At 38.9% G+C, this 17,827-nt stretch carries 17 protein-coding genes; 7 read left to right on the top strand and 10 right to left on the bottom strand.

Translation table 11 applies throughout. From position 1 onward, the window contains the following. Positions 1 to 13 precede the first annotated feature (13 nt). A complete protein-coding gene (gcvH, locus tag R8G33_08285) occupies positions 14 to 400 on the top strand; it encodes a glycine cleavage system protein GcvH (GenBank protein MDW3095656.1) in 387 nt (128 codons plus the stop codon). 45 nt (positions 401 to 445) lie between these two features. Further along, complete coding sequence (gene tpx, locus R8G33_08280; GenBank protein MDW3095655.1) at positions 446 to 946, top strand: thiol peroxidase; 501 nt, start codon at positions 446 to 448, stop codon at positions 944 to 946. Here tpx and R8G33_08275 read toward each other — a convergent pair. Next, positions 943 to 3,021 (bottom strand): thioredoxin domain-containing protein, encoded by a 2,079-nt coding sequence (locus R8G33_08275; GenBank protein ID MDW3095654.1) that lies wholly within the window; start codon positions 3,019 to 3,021, stop codon positions 943 to 945. The two genes, tpx and R8G33_08275, sit on opposite strands and share 4 nt — an antisense overlap. 114 nt (positions 3,022 to 3,135) lie before the next feature. On the opposite strand from R8G33_08275, the gene lgt reads away from it, so the two are divergent. Genes lgt through R8G33_08260 form a run of 3 tightly spaced genes read left to right on the top strand, consistent with a single transcriptional unit; the run spans position 3,136 to position 5,209 of the window. Further along, positions 3,136 to 3,930 carry a prolipoprotein diacylglyceryl transferase gene (gene lgt, locus R8G33_08270; protein MDW3095653.1) on the top strand — a complete coding sequence of 265 codons (795 nt, stop codon included), beginning with the start codon at positions 3,136 to 3,138 and terminating at the stop codon, positions 3,928 to 3,930. Continuing rightward, positions 3,927 to 4,721: a thymidylate synthase gene (locus tag R8G33_08265; protein ID MDW3095652.1), complete on the top strand. Its 795-nt coding sequence runs from the start codon at positions 3,927 to 3,929 to the stop codon at positions 4,719 to 4,721. The genes lgt and R8G33_08265 overlap by 4 nt, the downstream gene beginning before the upstream one ends. Next, a complete protein-coding gene (locus tag R8G33_08260) occupies positions 4,718 to 5,209 on the top strand; it encodes a dihydrofolate reductase (GenBank protein ID MDW3095651.1) in 492 nt (163 codons plus the stop codon). The genes R8G33_08265 and R8G33_08260 overlap by 4 nt, the downstream gene beginning before the upstream one ends. On the opposite strand, the gene R8G33_08255 is transcribed toward R8G33_08260, so the two are convergent. The 9 genes from R8G33_08255 to lptD all read right to left on the bottom strand — a co-directional run bounded on the left by R8G33_08255 (position 5,196) and on the right by lptD (position 13,275). Then, positions 5,196 to 6,032, bottom strand: coding sequence for a symmetrical bis(5'-nucleosyl)-tetraphosphatase (locus R8G33_08255; protein MDW3095650.1), 837 nt, complete (start codon positions 6,030 to 6,032; stop codon positions 5,196 to 5,198). The genes R8G33_08260 and R8G33_08255 overlap by 14 nt on opposite strands. A gap of 33 nt (positions 6,033 to 6,065) precedes the next feature. Further along, complete coding sequence (gene apaG, locus R8G33_08250; GenBank protein ID MDW3095649.1) at positions 6,066 to 6,449, bottom strand: Co2+/Mg2+ efflux protein ApaG; 384 nt, start codon at positions 6,447 to 6,449, stop codon at positions 6,066 to 6,068. Between the two features lie 63 nt (positions 6,450 to 6,512). Then, on the bottom strand, positions 6,513 to 7,286 hold the full coding sequence (rsmA, locus tag R8G33_08245) for a 16S rRNA (adenine(1518)-N(6)/adenine(1519)-N(6))-dimethyltransferase RsmA (protein ID MDW3095648.1): 774 nt from the start codon (positions 7,284 to 7,286) through the stop codon (positions 6,513 to 6,515). A 45-nt stretch (positions 7,287 to 7,331) separates the two neighbouring features. Then, on the bottom strand, positions 7,332 to 7,835 hold the full coding sequence (locus R8G33_08240; protein ID MDW3095647.1) for a hypothetical protein: 504 nt from the start codon (positions 7,833 to 7,835) through the stop codon (positions 7,332 to 7,334). Positions 7,836 to 7,839: 4 nt separating this feature from the next. Next, on the bottom strand, positions 7,840 to 8,217 hold the full coding sequence (locus R8G33_08235; protein MDW3095646.1) for a pyridoxamine 5'-phosphate oxidase family protein: 378 nt from the start codon (positions 8,215 to 8,217) through the stop codon (positions 7,840 to 7,842). A gap of 9 nt (positions 8,218 to 8,226) precedes the next feature. Continuing rightward, positions 8,227 to 8,757 (bottom strand): DUF3365 domain-containing protein, encoded by a 531-nt coding sequence (locus tag R8G33_08230; protein ID MDW3095645.1) that lies wholly within the window; start codon positions 8,755 to 8,757, stop codon positions 8,227 to 8,229. 86 nt (positions 8,758 to 8,843) lie between these two features. After that, positions 8,844 to 9,803, bottom strand: coding sequence for a 4-hydroxythreonine-4-phosphate dehydrogenase PdxA (gene pdxA / locus R8G33_08225; protein MDW3095644.1), 960 nt, complete (start codon positions 9,801 to 9,803; stop codon positions 8,844 to 8,846). A gap of 21 nt (positions 9,804 to 9,824) precedes the next feature. Then, positions 9,825 to 11,147 carry a peptidylprolyl isomerase gene (locus R8G33_08220; protein MDW3095643.1) on the bottom strand — a complete coding sequence of 441 codons (1,323 nt, stop codon included), beginning with the start codon at positions 11,145 to 11,147 and terminating at the stop codon, positions 9,825 to 9,827. Next, on the bottom strand, positions 11,119 to 13,275 hold the full coding sequence (gene lptD / locus R8G33_08215; protein ID MDW3095642.1) for an LPS assembly protein LptD: 2,157 nt from the start codon (positions 13,273 to 13,275) through the stop codon (positions 11,119 to 11,121). Before lptD ends, R8G33_08220 begins: the two co-directional genes overlap by 29 nt. Before the next feature lie 146 nt (positions 13,276 to 13,421). On the opposite strand from lptD, the gene R8G33_08210 reads away from it, so the two are divergent. Together R8G33_08210 and R8G33_08205 are read left to right on the top strand one after the other, a co-directional pair. Beyond that, complete coding sequence (locus tag R8G33_08210) at positions 13,422 to 14,615, top strand: efflux RND transporter periplasmic adaptor subunit (GenBank protein ID MDW3095641.1); 1,194 nt, start codon at positions 13,422 to 13,424, stop codon at positions 14,613 to 14,615. A gap of 11 nt (positions 14,616 to 14,626) precedes the next feature. After that, positions 14,627 to 17,770: an efflux RND transporter permease subunit gene (locus tag R8G33_08205; protein MDW3095640.1), complete on the top strand. Its 3,144-nt coding sequence runs from the start codon at positions 14,627 to 14,629 to the stop codon at positions 17,768 to 17,770. Positions 17,771 to 17,827 lie beyond the last annotated feature (57 nt).

The raw sequence follows: 17,827 nt of genomic DNA, 5'->3' as shown, positions 1-17,827 counted from the left end.
AGCTGATCAAAATATGAGTTCTGATATATCTGAAAGAATCTATACACAAAACCATGTATGGCTACAGGCACAAAATGAGTGCGAATTTACTCTCGGGATTACTGATTTTGCTCAAGATCAGTTGGGGGATATCGTGTTTGTGGAATTACCAGAAGCCGGTATAAATACACAAGCAGGTAAAGCATGCTTGGTAGTTGAATCAGTTAAGTCTGCATCGGATGTTATTTGTCCAGTTGAAGGTAAGATTATAGAAGTGAATGAGCAATTAGGCGATGAGCCAGAATTGATTAATGAATCACCTTACGAAAAAGGCTGGATTGTAAAAATTAAAGTAGATCAGAATCATGTTATTGAGGGTAAAATGACGATGGACGAGTATAATAGTCATCAGTCAAAATAGTGCCGATTAAATACAAATCTTATCAAAATAATTTTGGGGGAGTAAATGGCGACAATTACACTACAAGGGAATGAAATACATACTAATGGAGATCTGCCGGCAATTGGTGTAAAAGCACCTGACTTCCAGTTGGTTGATAAAGATCTTAATAATGTCAATTTAGATGAATTTGTGGGCAAGAAAAAACTACTTAATATTGTCCCAAGTTTAGATACTCCAGTATGTGCAACTTCAACCAAAAAGTTTTCGGATTTTGCAGCAGATAGAAATGATATAGTGGTATTAATTATTGCTGCAGATCTTCCATTTGCAATGTCAAGATTTTGTACCAGTGAGAAAGTTGAAAATGTCGTGACTTTATCAATGATGCGCAATCAAAATTTTGCAGAAGATTACGGCGTTCTAATTCAAGATGGCCCTTTGGCTGGGATAACTGCCAGAGCAGTGGTCGTATTAGATGCTGACAATGATGTGGTTTATACCGAGTTAGTTAACGAGATTGCTGATGAGCCAGATTATGACGCAGCATTGAAAGCCCTGGGTTAATTTTTATTAGTCGAATAATGTTTGTCTAATGCGTTGATTAATTGTGCAATTTGATTGATCGGCGCTTGGCAACTTGTCCCTTGGCATACGTAGGCCACCGTTTCTCCACTTTGAGCAAATTTATTTTTAAGTGCTTCAGGTAAATTTTCAGCATCATTTGGAATAGCAAAAGTCATTCTTTGAGGGTTGAAGGCCTGCTGGCAAGTTTCCTGCCATTGATTAATGTCGTCACTTTCCCCACGAATTATTATAGTTTCTGGTGGATTACTAATTTCTTCGCTGCAACGTAATAGAGAAGCATGCGCCATTGGTGTGCTAGTGATTTGTTGGCTTGCATACTCAAGAGTGCGTTCTACTGCAATTAAATATTTTGGTTCTGAGAGTAAATAGCCTAGCCTTAGTAGTGCATGAGCAGCGATACCGTTACCGGATGGTGTGGCCTCATCAGAAGTGACTTTAGGTCTTTGTATAAGCGATTCATGATCATTGGCAGTGAAGTAAAAACCGCCAGATTCTGTGTCTTCAAATTGAGTAAATAGTACATCAGCAAGCTCAATCGCAAATTGCAAATAGTTGCTGTCCCAATCTGTCTGTAAATACTCAATAATGGCATCAAGCAAGAAGGCGTAGTCATCTAAGTAAGCATTCAGGTGTGCTTTGGTGTCTTTATATGTTGCAAATAATCGGCCTTGCTTATACATGTCAGAATATATGAACTGTAACGCTCTTTGCGCAGAGGTGAAATATTGTTCGTTTTTAAATATACGGCTTGCAGTCAACATGCTTTTAATCATTAATGCATTCCAGCTAGTAAGGATTTTATCATCCGTTCCTGGTGCGATTCTTGTTACTCTGTGTGCGTATAACTTCTTACGAGCTTGTTGCCATATTTTTTTACATTGTTCTTCATCAATAGATAGGGTTTGTGCACACTCCTCTATATTTGCAAATTCATGTAAATGATACTTGTCTTCAAAGTTAGGGCCGCGATCAATAGCAAAGCGATGTTTGACCAAGTTAAATTCTTGTTCGCTTAGCAACGATTCTAATTGGTGTTGCTCCCAAACATAATATTTACCCTCAACACCTTCAGAGTCAGCGTCTATAGAAGAGTAATAGCCTCCTTGGGGAGATTGCATATCACGCATTACCCATTGTGCAGATTCTTCTGCGGCAGTTTTAAATCGACTCTCGTTAGTCGCCTGATAAGCTTGACTGTATAAATTAATTAATGGTGCATTGTCATAAAGCATTTTTTCAAAATGAGGAATCATCCAATAATCATCAACCGAATAACGGCAAAATCCCCCACTGACATGATCAAATAATCCTCCTGCGGCCATTTTCTCTAATGTGTATACGGCTGGATGTAATGCTTGAGTATCTTCTTGGCCAAAAATCTTACTTATATGCCAATAACGTAAAAGTAATTCTATGTTGGTCGGGTGTGGGAACTTGGGAGCTTTACCAAATCCTCCATGTTGATTATCAAATGTGTTCAGTAATTGGTCCTTAGCAGTTTTTAAAATACTATTGTCTAAAGAAACCGGCGCATGGGTGGATTGGTATATGTTTTTCAGTACTTCCTGTAGAGATTGATTCTGCTTAGCTATTTCATCAGGCTTGTCTAGATAGGCCTTAGAAATATGCTGTAATAAATCTTTAAATGAAGGTAAACCATGACGTGCTTGTTCAGGGAAATAAGTGCCGCCAAAAAATGGGATGTGATCGTCTGGGGTTAGAAACATGGTTAATGGCCAGCCACCGGTACGTTGTGTGAGTAGGAACTGTGCAGTTTGGTAAATTTTATCTATATCAGGCCGCTCTTCGCGATCAACTTTTATATTAATAAATAGTTCATTCATCAATGCTGCGGTTGGCACATCTTCAAATGACTCATGTGCCATCACGTGACACCAATGACATGCAGAATATCCAATCGACAACAAAATAGGTTTATTTTCCTGCTTGGCTTTTTGTAATGCTTGAGGACCCCACGGAAACCACTCTACAGGGTTGTCAGCATGCTGTAGCAAGTAAGGACTAGTTTCGTTAATTAGGTGATTTTTAGACATAACTTACGCTCAAGAATTTTATTATAACTATAGCTATATAATAATTTTATGTATCTAGTGCCAAAGATGTATACGAATAAAACTTATTAATTCCAGCATGTTAATATTTACGCTATGTTTGTCCATCCTCAATTTGACCCCATTATCTTCCAATTAGGACCACTTGCTGTACGCTGGTATGGCTTGATGTATCTGTGTGGTTTTGCGGCGTTTTGGTATCTGGGAACAAAACGTGCATGCAAGCCAGATAGTTTTATCAGGCCTGATCAAGTCAGTGACTTTTTATTTTATGCTGTAATAGGAGTTATTGTAGGAGGACGAGTAGGCTCAGTTATTTTTTATAACTTTGATCATTTTCTAGCAAATCCAATCTATCTCTTTAAAATCTGGGAAGGTGGTATGAGTTTTCATGGCGGGCTGATTGGTGTGCTGATTACGATATGGCTATATCAACAAAAAAGAGGTTGGGGGTTTTTTCGTTTAGGGGACTTTATTGCCCCGCTTGTACCATTAGGACTAGGGTTTGGCAGAATCGGTAATTTTATCAATGGTGAGTTATGGGGAAAGACTACGGATGTTCCATGGGGCATGATTTTTCCACAAGTAGATAATTTGGCGCGTCATCCTTCTCAGTTATATCAAGCAGCTCTAGAAGGTGTGGCAATGTTTATTATTTTGTGGATTTATTCAGCAAAACCTAGAGTCACAGGTTCCGTGTCGGGTTGGTTCTTGATTCTGTATGGCATATTTCGATTCATTGTTGAATTTGCACGAGAGCCAGATGAACATCTAGGTTTTATTGCGTTTAATTGGTTAACCATGGGACAACTTCTCAGCTTGCCTATGATTTTTACTGGGTTGTTATTGTTATGGCTAGCAAATAAAAAAGTCTTTGAGAAAAAATCATGAATCAATATTTAACGTTGCTTAATCACGTGCTGACTAATGGCATTGAGCAACAAGATAGGACGGGTACTGGAACAATATCTACGTTTGGTTATCAAATGCGGTTTGATTTGAGTGAAGGATTTCCTTTGCTCACCACAAAAAAGCTACATACTAAATCTATTATTCATGAATTGTTGTGGTTTTTGCGAGGTGAAACTAATGTTAAATCATTGCAAGAAGTTGGAGTTAGTATCTGGAACGAATGGGCAGATGAGCAAGGTGAGCTTGGGCCTGTATATGGAGCCCAGTGGCGAGCATGGCCAATGTCAAATGGTGAATCAATTGATCAGTTGAGTAACTTGGTTGAACAACTAAAAAAGAATCCTTATTCGCGTCGCCATATAATCAGTGCATGGAATGTTGGAGAAATTGATAAAATGGCATTGCCACCGTGCCATACAATGTTCCAGTTTTATGTCTCTCAAGGGAAACTTTCATGTCAGCTATATCAGCGCAGTGCAGATGTATTCTTAGGTGTTCCATTTAATATAGCTTCTTATGCGCTGTTATTAATTATGATTGCCCATGTAATTGATTTAGAAGTAGGCGAGTTTATTCATACCTTTGGTGATGTGCATGTCTATAAAAATCATATTCAACAGGCCAAATTGCAATTACAACGAGAACCTTACAAATTGCCAACGCTCGAAATAAACAGAAAAGTAAATACAATTTTTGATTTTAAATTTGAAGATTTCGTACTGAAAAATTATCAGTCGCATCCTCATATTTCAGCACCAGTGGCGGTATGACGAAGATTGCGATTATTGTTGCGGTGGCAGAGGATAATGTCATCGGTGCTGGTAATACAATTCCATGGTACTGTCCTGCTGACTTGCAATATTTCAAGCGAACAACGCTGGGATCACCAGTGCTTATGGGTAGAAAAACTTATCAGTCATTAAAAGTAAAGCCGTTACCAGGGAGACAGAATATTGTAGTCAGCCGTGATGTGTCATTAACATATAAGGGCTGTGATGTTGTTACCAGTCTGAAAGCTGGACTAGAGCTAGTCAAAAATAAAGAAAAGCTTTTTATTATTGGTGGAGCAGATATATATCAACAATGCATGAATCTTGCAGAAGAGTTATATATTACCTATGTTGATATAAAAGTTGAGGGCGACAGATATTTCCCAAAGATGGATTTAGCACAATGGAGCCTAGTAAAAGAACAACGATACCAAGCAGATGAAAAAAATCCTCATAATATGATATTTAAGGTATTTATTCGCCGCTAGTAATTTTCTTTTTAGCTTCACAGTCAATTTGGTGCAATCTTACAGGAGATGTATCAATCTGTGCAGCAGTTAGCTGACTTCCCCATAAGCAGCCAGTATCTAAACCCAATAGGTTATTAGTATGCTTCAAGCCTAATGCAGACCAATGACCAAAAATTATATTAAGGTCTTCAGATTTTCTTGGGATGTCAAACCATGCATGCAAATTACTATTTTGTTCTCCCAGAGGGCCTTTATAATCAAAGTCCATTCTGCCATGTTGATCGCACAGGCGTAGGCGGGTAAGAGCATTCAATGTAACTCGCCAACGATCTTTCTGAGTCAATTCATTATTCCATTGATTAGGAGTGTTGCCGTAAACTTCTGAAAGAAATTCTATATAGTTATTACTCCTTAGTTGAGTTTCAATTTCATTGGCGCACTTTTGAGCAAGCGCTAGATCCCATTGTGGTATCAACCCTGCGTGAACCATAAGCCATTTTAGAGCTGGATCGTAATGCAATAATGGTTGAAAGCGTAACCAATCAATAATTTCACGCGCTTGAGAGTGTTGTAAAATCTGATTAAGTGAACTTTTTGGTTTGCAGGTTTGTACGCCTACATAACAAGCGATTAAATGAATATCATGATTGCCTAATACGCATTGTACAGAATCGTCTATTGAACGAACAAACTGAATGGTTTCTAAAGACTGTGGGCCGCGATTAACTAAATCACCAACAAACCATAATTTATCAGCGTTTATATCAAAATTAATTTTATTTAGAAGTTGTTCTAGCTCACTGAAACAACCTTGAATGTCACCAATTGCATAGACTGCCATAGGCGGGAAACACGCGCTTTATAATTTAAAACATTAATGTAGCACGCGGGGTGCCGATAGGGTGAATAACTCTATTTCAGCATCAAACTCAGTGCCATCGTCTGCTTGCATTTGATAGCTACCATACATAGTGCCTACCGGGGTTTCTAGCATAGTTCCGCTAGTATATTGAAAACCTTCTCCAGGTTTTAAATGTGGCTGTTCACCGACTACGCCATCTCCGCGTACTTCTTGTGTTTTGCCATTTGAGTCTGTGATTACCCAATGTCGCGTCAGTAACTTAGCGGGTACATCGCCATTATTTTGAATTGTTACCGTATACGCAAACACATATCGATCATCAGATGTATCGGATTGGGATTCTAAGTAGGTGGTATCAACACTAACTATAATGTTATAGGGGGCTTGGTCTTCCATTCCAGTATTATGCCGCAGTCGAAGAAAAATATCTTTGATGTTTGTTGCAAAACTATTCTAGTTTCAAGAATGCTTTTGATCAATTTCAGCAAGTGTTAGCAAGTTATTAATTGTTAGTTGTTGAGGTCTCATTGTAGGATCAATGCCAGCAGAGATAATTTCATCAGCAGTGAAGGTTTTTTTGAGGTTATTAACCAAGGTTTTACGTGGTTGAGAAAAACACTGCTGCACTATTGCTTTGTAATTAGACTCAAGTTCTGCCGCAACAATTGCTTTCCTGTGTGGAGTTAAACGAATAAATGCTGACATAACTTTTGGAGCAGGTGAAAAACTTTGTGCAGGTACATCAATAAGGGCTTGTGCTGAACATTTTGACTGAACCATAGCAGATAGTCTGCCAAAGTCCCGACTACCACTTGGTGCGCAAATTCTATCGACAACTTCTTTTTGCAGCATGAAATGCATATCTACAATAGAAGGTAAATTATCTAATAGATGAAAAATCAGAGGTGTAGAAATATTATATGGAAGATTTCCAACAATCCGGCGAGGACTTTCAGAGCGAGAGAAATCAAACTTTAATGCATCATGCTGATGAACAATAATAGTTTTATCAGCAGAGTTTAGCTTTTGCAGTTGCTGAATTAAGTCGCGGTCTAATTCAACTACTTCAAGGTGGTTTAGTTTAGACAGCAGTGGTGTTGTGAGAGCACCTAAGCCTGGGCCAATTTCTAATATATTGTCGTCACTTTTGGGAGCGATAGCAGAAACTAGAGATTGAATAATGGTTGGGTCAACCAAAAAATTCTGACCAAACCGTTTACGTGCACGGTGCATATATTGGTTGTTTAATAGTCAAACTAAATTGTGCACTAAGAAGCACTATTCCTCCTCTACGGCAATGATTGGCTGAGTATTATCAACAGGAATAGCGTATGTGCCGATTAAAGTATATTCATTACTACTTTCAACTTTTGTTAATGCCAAAGTGATAACTAACTGAGGATGATATAGCAATAGCATCTCATGAGGTTGTAATGATTGTGAGGTATTTGAATCAGTAATAAGTGCCAAGTCGATATCTAGACCGCTAGAAATTTGAACAGATAACTCGCGTAATGCACTTAAGGGAGTAGCGCTCTCTGATAAGGTTAGATTGCCCAGATAGCTAATGCCTACTGCTTGTGTATCTCTTAAGTTTTCTATGGAGCGCAATTTTTCTTTCAAGGGGCGAATTGTCAGTGTAGAAACTTCTCCATTTAATATCGTGAAGTCGTTACTGGAGACTAAATCCACAGATCTTGTCACTGGAGCGTCGGCATCATTAGCAAAAACTGTGCTCAGCCAAGATGCAAGACAAAGGCTAAAAATTAATATTACTTTCATATTATTAGACAATTTTTTCGGCACCGTAATAAATAGATTCAATGTTTAAAATGACAGCCCCAACACCAGCAAACTTTGGATCCAGCCAAGCTTTCATATCTGTATATATGGGCCCGTCAGTGTGATATTCAATCGATCCTTTAATTTGATAAGCTTCTCTCTCTGGAGCAATCATAAGTAAAGACCCTGTGCTTCCTGCCATGATATTTTCAAGCGTTTTGTTGAAAAAATTATTAGCAATCAAAATACGATGATCGTCTAGCTTGTTGACACATAATACCCACACTGAATTAGGTTCGCCCATAGGGCTGACAGTTGTAAAAATCATGCGAGGTTCACGTTGTTCCCATGCGTCTAAGAAAGCTTGAGGTAATGCGCTCATAACTAGCCCTTAATTATTAATGGTTTTTGAAACAGAAAACGCACCACGAATTTCGCCAATAGAAAATCCTGTTGCAAGATCATTCGGATAATTAATATCTAAACTGCTGATAAGACCTTTGTCCATTGTTTTCTTGTCACCATGACAACTAAGGCAAACAGGCTGCATTGGAATAGCGCGCATCATTCTTAATGTTGATGTATTGTTGCTAGAAATTTCTTCACTGTAAGCCAATTCTTCGATTGATGCTCCTGATTTTAGCTTTTCTTCAAATGACAAAAGAATTTTTTGCTCCCAGTCATCTGGAGAATTGTCGAGGTTACGTAAGCGTAAGCTAGTGCGTTTGATTTTTATATCATCTGTATCGTTAAGTTGATTTGTGATTTCAGGTGCTTTGATTTTGCATGTATTAATTGCTGCTATGGGGCCTCCTTCTTGCATGGAAGCACCAAGTTCATTTTTTAAGTTTGTCGCTAAAGCTTGAATTTTCAAAGCAGCATGTTGTTCAAAATCTTTCAAGTTGTTTGATTGGTTGTCCACGCAAGAAATCAAAGTGATAAGGATAATACTTATGAAGATTGACTTGATTGAGTATATTTTTTTAACCATCTTATTTTGCCTGTTCTCTAAATCTTGTTACAAATTTGCAAGCGTGCTAATTCAATTGCTGCTAACAAACTGCCTGCATCACTTTTACCAGATCCTGCAAGGTCAAGCGCAGTTCCGTGATCTACTGAGGTGCGAATTATCGGTAGACCCAATGTGGTATTCACTGCGTTTCCAAATCCTATGTGCTTCAGAGTAGGAAGCCCCTGATCATGGTACATGGCTAATACAACATCAACTAATTGTAGCTGTTTTGGAGTAAAGATAGTATCTGCAGGAAATGGTCCAGTGACATTAATGCCAGACTGCTCTATGTCATTCAGTGCGGGCGCTATAATTTCAATTTCTTCTGTGCCTAAGTGACCTTGTTCACCAGCATGGGGGTTAAGTCCGCATACTCCAATACGTGGACTGCTTATGCCAAACTTGTTCTTTAAGTCTTGATCTAGAATGGTAATTATTTTAGTTAGTAGTGCAGGTGTTATTGCCTGAGGCACTTTTGATAAGGGTAAGTGTGTGGTTGCTAACGCTACTCGGACCTTATCAGCTACTAATAACATAACCACATCAGAGTGGGTGCGTTCAGCAAGATATTCAGTATGCCCTGTGAATGGAATACCAGCATCATTGATAATACCCTTGTGTAAAGGCGCTGTTACCATCGCAGAATATTCTTTAGAATTTATTCCTCTAAGTGCCTCCTCTAAACAGTTCAATACATATCTAGAATTATTAGGATTGAGCTGGCCACAATTAACTTTTTCAGCAACAGGAGTATGTTTAACCCAAATTTGATTGGCAGATTTTGCTACATGATTACATACTTCAATATCGATATTTAAAAGTTGAGCTCGATTTGAAAGTTCATGCTTATCTGCAATCACTATACAGTCGGATAAATTTGATATTGATTGAAGAATTATATCAAATCCAATACCGGCGGGCTCCCCGGCGGTAATTGCGAGAGGTTTAATACTCATCTTGTTATTTGTCTAAGCTGCTTATTCAGAATCTGGGTTAAGTCTATTTTCTACGTAACTTTCATCGCGTAGTTGTCTTAGCCATAACTCAGTTTCTTCGCTTAATTTGCGTTGGCGTATGAATTCTCGTGCTTGATTGCGACGCGCTTCATCAGAGTTGTCATGTTCGCGTTTATCTATGACTTGTAGAATGTGCCAGCCAAATCTACTTTTAAATGGATTGCTCAATTCGTTGGGTGGAATTTTTTCTACTACTTCTCTAAAAGCCGGTGCAAATACGCTTGGAGCCGTCCAGCCTAACTCTCCACCATTAGCTGCGCTTCCAGGATCTTCTGAGTGAGCACGTGCTAGTTCAGAGAAATCTTCACCATTAGTTATACGTGAGCGAAGAGAGTTTAAATCTTGTTTTACTTGTTCATCAGAACGAACAGCATTAGTGCGAATTAAAATGTGCCGAGCAAGCACCTGTTCAACCATTATTTTATCGTTACCGCGCATATCTAGAATTCTAAAAATATGAAATCCGCTGCTGCTGCGTAATGTTTCGCTGATGCCACCTGGCTTCATATTGTTAAGTTGTCGAGAAAAAACATCAGGAAGTTGATTTTTATTTCGCCAACCCAAGTCACCTCCTTCTAATGCATCTTGAGCTTGAGAGTGTGCAATTGCTAATTGGGTGAAACTTTCTCCTTCCGTTGCTTGTTTATGTATATTTTCAATTTTAGATTTTGCTGTTTCTATATCGCTTGGCGTTGGATCTTGAGGTAGCTGAATTAAGATATGTGCAATTCTATATTCAGCATTCGTGTCTAATGAGTCTTCTTGACTTTCCAGTAATAAATCGATTTCGCTTGCTGATATTTTAATATTTGATTCAACCGCACGCCTAACAACTTGGCCAATTGTCATTTCAGTACGTACTTGGTCGCGAAAGGCTATGTAATCAATTCCTTGTTGAAGTAACGCATTACGGAATTCATCAAGGTTAAGTTGGTTGCGTTGGGCAAGATTACGCATGGCTTGATCTAATGAAATATCATCAATATTAATGCCGCGTTGCCGTCCCCAGTCAACTTGTAAGCGCTCAATGATCATACGCTGTAATACTTGTTGGGTTAAGGTATTTTCATCTGGCAAGTTAATACTCTTATCCCCAGCTTGAGCTCTTATAACATTTATCCGTTCTCTAAGTTCGCTTGCAGTAATAACGTCGTTCTCGACAACGGCAACAATGCGGTCTAATAGAACACTTGCGTGGGCAGTGCCTAGGATTAGGCATGCATAAAAACAAATAATAAATATTTGCAGTAGCTTTTTAGTACTTGAATGTGTTGCGATCTTCATAGCCTCTGATATTTCGTTGTAATTGTTCAGTGAGAGGTGAGCCTAAAGAGGTTAAGCCTTTCAATGTTAATTGAATTTCGATGCTGTTATTGTAATCACCTTCGCTATCATTGGTGAACCTGCGTGCTGCAAAGCTAAGTTTCCAACAACAAGTGTCATACTCAAGGCCGCCAAGTAAATCTAAGTCACGATTATCCTTAAAATCATAATTCCATCGTCCCACAGCTCTCCATTGTTCACTGATGGGATAAATAAACGAAATATCGGACTGTGAAAAATCATCGCGGCGGAAGCGGTGGCCAATATTAAAAATAAAGTTATTAGCGCTTCGATACTGAATACGTGTATTAGTTCTATTAAATTCTTCTTCTTGTGGATCCCATAAAGCAGCGGCAATAGCTTCCCATCGATCGTGAAAGTCGATCTTTAGTTCACCGGCTAAATTTGAATAAGAATCATCGTCATCTTCAGTGTTATTGAGGGTAACTTCGCGGTCTTCAAAAAAGAATATTTGTCCAAGGCTTGCTCGTAAAAGTTCTTCGCCGGTGTTTTGGTTTAAGTAGCGAGAGGTTATCGCAGCAGTAAGTTGGTTAGCATCAGCGACTCTATCTCTACCAGTAAATCGATCATTACGAAATAATTGGGCAAAACTGAATTCATATTCACCTGTATCAAATAATGGAATATCAGACTGATTTCGTTCGGGGGTGTATAAATAATATAAGCGGGGCTCTAAAGTTTGACGTCTATGACTATTAGTAATATCGCGTTCGAAAATCAAACCACCATCTAGTGAGAAACTTGGTAACGTACGAGTTGGGTCGTTGTTGCCATCTGAGCTGGATAAGTCGTAAGACGTATGCATTAAACGCATTGACGGTTTGAAGAAAAACCCTGGAGTTGTCCATGGCCGGGATATTTCGGTTGATAAGTGTAGACGATTACCATCAACGCGGTCATCGTGATCAAATGCAACCCACTCATTTGAAGAGCTAAATTCAATTCCCGCAGGGAGATCACCGAATGAATTAGTTAACAAAATTTGAGGTAGTCGCTTGTATGGGTCATCAATTGGTAGGCTTTCATCGTCTACAATTTGGTACTGCTGTAATCGAACTAAGCCATTCCAGTTGCCACCAAAGTGGTTAGCAGAATACCAGAGATCTCCTCGGCGTTCTAAGCGTTGTGTACTGGTAACACCAATAGAATCACCTAGGTCTTCAAAGTAATCGTCATCAGAAGCATTGTTATAAAGTAAATCGGCACGAAAGTGATTGTTAAAAAAATGTTGGTGTTCGAAAGATACTAAATAACGTTCATCGTCAAAATCTCTATCATCTAAAAACTGTACGTTTAATTCACCATAATTATTATCATTCAAGTATCGGCCATTGCCACTTAGTTGCACACCTCTCTTAGATAAATAGCGAGGTGTGAATAAAGCATCCCGGTGGGGCGCTATGTTCCAATAAAACGGTGTTTCAATATCGATTCCTGAATTACTGCTACGCCCAAATACGGGTGCGAGAAAACCCGTTTTTCTTTCATTGTTTAAAGGAAAGCTCATCCAAGGAGTATAGAAAAATGGGACGCCTTTGAATTTAGCTGTAACATTTTTTGCAGTACCTACTCCTTTTTGCCTATCGAGAGTTGCTTTTCCTGCTTTTAATTCCCAATCACGATCTTCAAAGTCACAACTAGAGTACGTAGCATTTTCCAATTTAATTACATCTTGGGAAACGCGCTCGGCTTTGTCTGCAGTGCCACTGCCATGGGAAGGATGGTACCAATAACGCACGTTTTCTGCTTTTGCTGTTTCATCTTCAGTCCAGTAATCCACTCTTTCTGATGTGATATCCAAGTCTGGGTCGCGCAATAAGACGTTACCGGTTGCTACTGCTTTCTTTTCTTTTTCAGAGTACTGTACGCGGTCTGCATGCACATCTTGGTCAATCCGAAACAGGTGTACACGACGGCTTTCATCAGATACAAAGTCAGGACTGGATGGATTAGCCGTAGTTTTATGCTGGCTGGGTTGTCTACCGCATTGGCGCCATTGGGAGTCTTCCGCAAATAGATTTCCACAATAAACGCATAGACAAATGAATATTAGTGCGCGCAGGTGCATGAGATCTGAGTAGTTTCTTATAGTTATTAGTTATAGAAAAATGACTCATACAGATTGACTTAAACTTATTGCTGTTAATTAATGTCAAACCGACTTGGAAACGTCCAAACAGTGATAAACACACTCAAGGAACATAGCTACGTCATATGGATACGATTATAAAGCATAAACGGCAGAAAGGTGCTGTTTTGCCTCAGTTTGGAATGATTGCTGCAATTGTGGTTTTAACCATAATAATAATATGGTTATTGTTGTGGACTAAACCGCAGCCGCAGGCAAAACTTGAGCAATTGGCACCTATAAAAGTATCCCTCACAGAAGTTAAGCAGCGAGACGTTCAGCCATTTGAGCAAGTGACAGGGCGTCTACAACCCATAAAAACAGCCCAAATTCGTTATGAAGTTGAGGGTAAAGTGGTAGCTAGGAGAGTTGAGCCTGGTGAAAAAGTAAGTGCTAGTACTATATTAATGAATCTAGAAAGTGCAGATTACCGAGATCAACTTCAGCAAGTTCAAGCAGAATTGGTGATTGAAGAAAAAAGTGTAGGACGAGATAAGGCCTTACTAAAATTCGCCCAAAAAAATCTTCAATTACAACAACAGGAGGAACAACGCTTACAGAGTTTAGTTGGAAGAAATCTTATTGCTCAGTCGCAATTAGACAGCTCGCGCCAACGAGTGTTTGATCTGCAGGCTGAAGTAGCACGTTTAGATTATTCGGTCGCAACAAACTCTGCACGTGTACGGATGAAAAGAGCACAACGTGATATCGCTAAGCGAAATCTCGAACGTACAACTTTGCTTGCACCTTTTAATGGCATTATTAATGATGTGTTTGTTGATGAAGGCGATTATGTGAATGCTAATCAGGTTGCATTGACGTTAGTGGACACCAGTGAATTTGATGTGCAATTAGATGTGCGTGGTGAAGTGCTCGCGGGTCTTGCATTAAAACAGCAGGTTGATGTATCAGTAAATCAGTCTGATAGTCAAGGTTATATCGTTGCCTTGCAATTGGACCCTGATGTAAATACCAACACACATCAAGTACGTGTGAGAGTACCTAAAGACAATGCTCAAGCTGGTTTGTTGGCTGTTGTTTCTTTGCCATTGTCTGCGCAAGTAAAATCTAAACTTATCCCTGTATCCTCTGTGCTAAATCACCATGGCAAAGCTTATGTTTATACTGTTGATGGAAATTCAGTTAAAAAACTACCGGTAGAATTAGGGCGGCGCATACAAAATGAAGTAGTTGTTTTGAGTGGTTTGTCAGTAGGTCAAAAAATAGTTGCACGTGATGTATTGTCCTTAATAGATAGTCAGCAAGTCATTACTGAATAAAGAACTATATTATGGGTATTGTTCAGTTTTCTATTCGTAACTCGTTAATTGTTAATTTGCTACTGCTGGTAATTGTAATTGCCGGAGTTTTGTCTTGGCGCAGTATGCCACAGGAAATGTTTCCTATTGTAAATTTAGATTTAGTAAGAATTGTAACTGAATATGAAGGTGCTCCTCCTGAAGAAATTGAAAAACAAATCACAATATTAATTGAAGAAGAAATAGAAACGCTGCCCGATGTTGATGTGGTGACATCAGAAAGTTCAGAGGGGCTTTCTAAAATAGAAATAAAACTTAAAACAGATGCTGATGTAGATGATTTTCTGCGCGAAGTACGCTCAGTGGTGGATGCAATTGATGATTTTCCTGTGCAAGCTGAAACACCAGAAATTAGCCGATTAAAAACTCGCTTCCCTGTCATAAGTGTCACGCTATATGGTTCTACTGAGCTGGGAACTTTATATGAAACAGCAGAGAGTGTTAGAAGAGATTTGCTTGGACTCTCGGGTGTCGCAAGTGTCGGTATTGCTGGAGATCAGGAGTGGGAATTATGGGTTATTGTTGATCCGCGCGAGATGGCTGCGCGAAATGTAACGCTTAATGAGGTTCAGACCGCACTTACTGAAAATTTGCAAGATTTACCAGGTGGTTCTTTGCAAGCAGCTGAAGGAGACATTCTATTGCGTGGTATGGGTGTTGCGCCTAATGTTGAAGCAGTAGGAAAAGTCGTGCTGCGCAGTAATTCGGGAGGTGGGCAGTTAACATTATCTGAGATAGCTGTAGTTGATCTTCGCCTCGAAGAAGCGCAGACAATTGGGCGTTTTAATGGTGAGCCTTCGGTCAATTTAACAGTTACTAAAACGGCGCGTGCATCAACAATTGATGTGGCAGATTCTGTTAAACAATATACAGAAAAGCTAAAGGAAAACTTACCTGCAGGAATGAAGGCAGGATTATTTAGTGACTTATCAATTTATGTAAAAAATAGATTAGAGACTGTAATGTCGTCTGGCGTTGTTGGCTTGGTGTTGCTCTTGATATCACTATATGTATTTTTGAATTTTCGCGTGGCATTTATAACTGCGCTTGGCATTCCGGTATCTTTTCTAGTTGCAATCATTTTGATTCATTATCTTGGTTATACAATCAATATGATTTCCTTGTTTGCATTCTTGATTGCATTGGGGATGATTGTCGACGATGCAATTATTGTTACTGAAAATATTTACAGGCATATGGAGAATGGTATTGATCGTGCTCAAGCAGCATTAATTGGGGGTAAGGAGGTTTTTTGGCCGGTGGTGGCGTCTACATGCACGACCATTGCTGCATTTATTCCAATGTTTGGTGTAAGCGGTACGCTGGGCAAGTTTATAGAAGTTATTCCTGTGGTGGTAAGCGCGGCATTAGTTGGATCATTAATAGAAGCATTTGTTATCTTGCCTGCACATTCAGCTGAGTTTCTAAGGATAGATAAGAAGAAGTCTAAGGCAAATCCATTTTGGAGCAACGCATTAAAAAAATACTTATCATTACTGAAGTGGGCATTAAAAAATCGTTATATTGTATCTGTTATAACAATCGCCGTGTTGTCTATCATACTTACATATGCTCAAACACGCTTGCCATATAACCAGTTTGGTAATGTCGAAATTGGGCAATTCTTAATTAACATTGAAGCGCCAAATACTTATAGTGTCGAAGATTCAACTGAGTTGGCACAAGTTATTGAGCAGAAAATAAATATAGCAATTGAAAAAGATGAGCTTAATACAATGCTAACTAATGTAGGCGTTATTCTGATTGATTTTAATCGCCTAAAAATGGGCAGTCATTATGTGCAAGTGTTCATAGACTTAGAAAAAACAGCACCTAAAACAATTATTGAGAAATATATTTCACCTCTGGTGAATTTAAAATTTAAAACTGAAGGAACACGCATACGTAATACGGAAGAAATTATTGAGGCAATTCGATCAGAATTGCAATCAGTCGCTGGAGTACAAAGATTCTCGATATTGCGACCTCAAGGAGGCCCATCAGGTTCGGATATCGAAGTGGGCATTGTGGGAAAAGATATTGATAAATTAATTACACAGTCAGGGCGGATTACTAATTTTTTAAAACGAGTGCCTGGAGTGAAAGATGTTAGGCAAGACTTAGAGCCAGGAAAGTTAGAGTATCAATACACATTAAATGAACGTGGAAGAAACTTGGGACTCACGCAAGCAGAACTTTCTAATGCAGTACGTACGGGTTTCGTTGGACTTGAAGTCACACATGTAAACTGGAAGGAAGATCGATATCCGGTCCGTGTGATTTATCCGGACAGTTTACGCAAAAATAGTGGAGGCCTTAGTAATTTGCCAATAACCTTGAGCGGTGGGCGTACAGTTTATCTTGGTGAGGTGGCAGATATAAATCTAGAACGGGGCTTAGGAACAATATTACGTAGAGATGCTCAGCGTCTAGCGATAGTTACCGCTGAAGTGAATTTGGAAACAACAACGCCATTAGAAGTAAATGATTTAATCGCCTTAGAATTTGCTGAGCTAATGAAAGAAAATTCAGAGAACCAATTATTATTTTTAGGCGAAAAGAAAGAGGCGAATGATTCATTTAACGATATGTTTAATGTCTTAATCATTTCATTGGCAGTGATATTTTTCATATTGGCTGCTTTATTTAAATCTTTGCTCGATCCATTCGTAATTATGTTATCGATACCATTTGCGATAGTAGGCGTCATTATTGGGCATATGATCTTCGACTATAATCTACAATTTTTATCCATGATAGGCTTTCTAGCGCTAACAGGAATAGTAGTGAATGACTCTCTAATACTGGTCAACTTCGCCAAAAAGAGACGCAAACAAGGACTCGAATGTTTTGAGGCTGTTATGGACGCGGGGAGAGTTAGGATTCGTCCTATTATGCTTACTACAATCACAACATTCTTGGGGATCTCTCCACTAATATTTTTTGCTAGTGGACAAACTGCATTCTTATCTCCTATGGCAGTAAGTCTAGGCTTTGGCTTGATCTTTGCGACTGTTCTGATTTTAGTCGTTGTGCCGTGTTTTTATATGGTACTAGATGATATAAGAACAGCCACATATGAGCGTGTTTTTAAAAAGCCTATTAGGGCTTCTTAACTTGTCCTTTTATTTCCTATCTAAGCTGCTAATATAAAGCGGTTATTATTAATAGCT

Source organism: Gammaproteobacteria bacterium (assembly GCA_033344735.1).
Taxonomy (GTDB): Bacteria; Pseudomonadota; Gammaproteobacteria; order UBA4575; family UBA4575; genus UBA1858.
The sequence above is the reverse complement of the archived record's forward strand: the minus strand, read 5'-3'. Positions and strand labels throughout refer to the sequence as shown.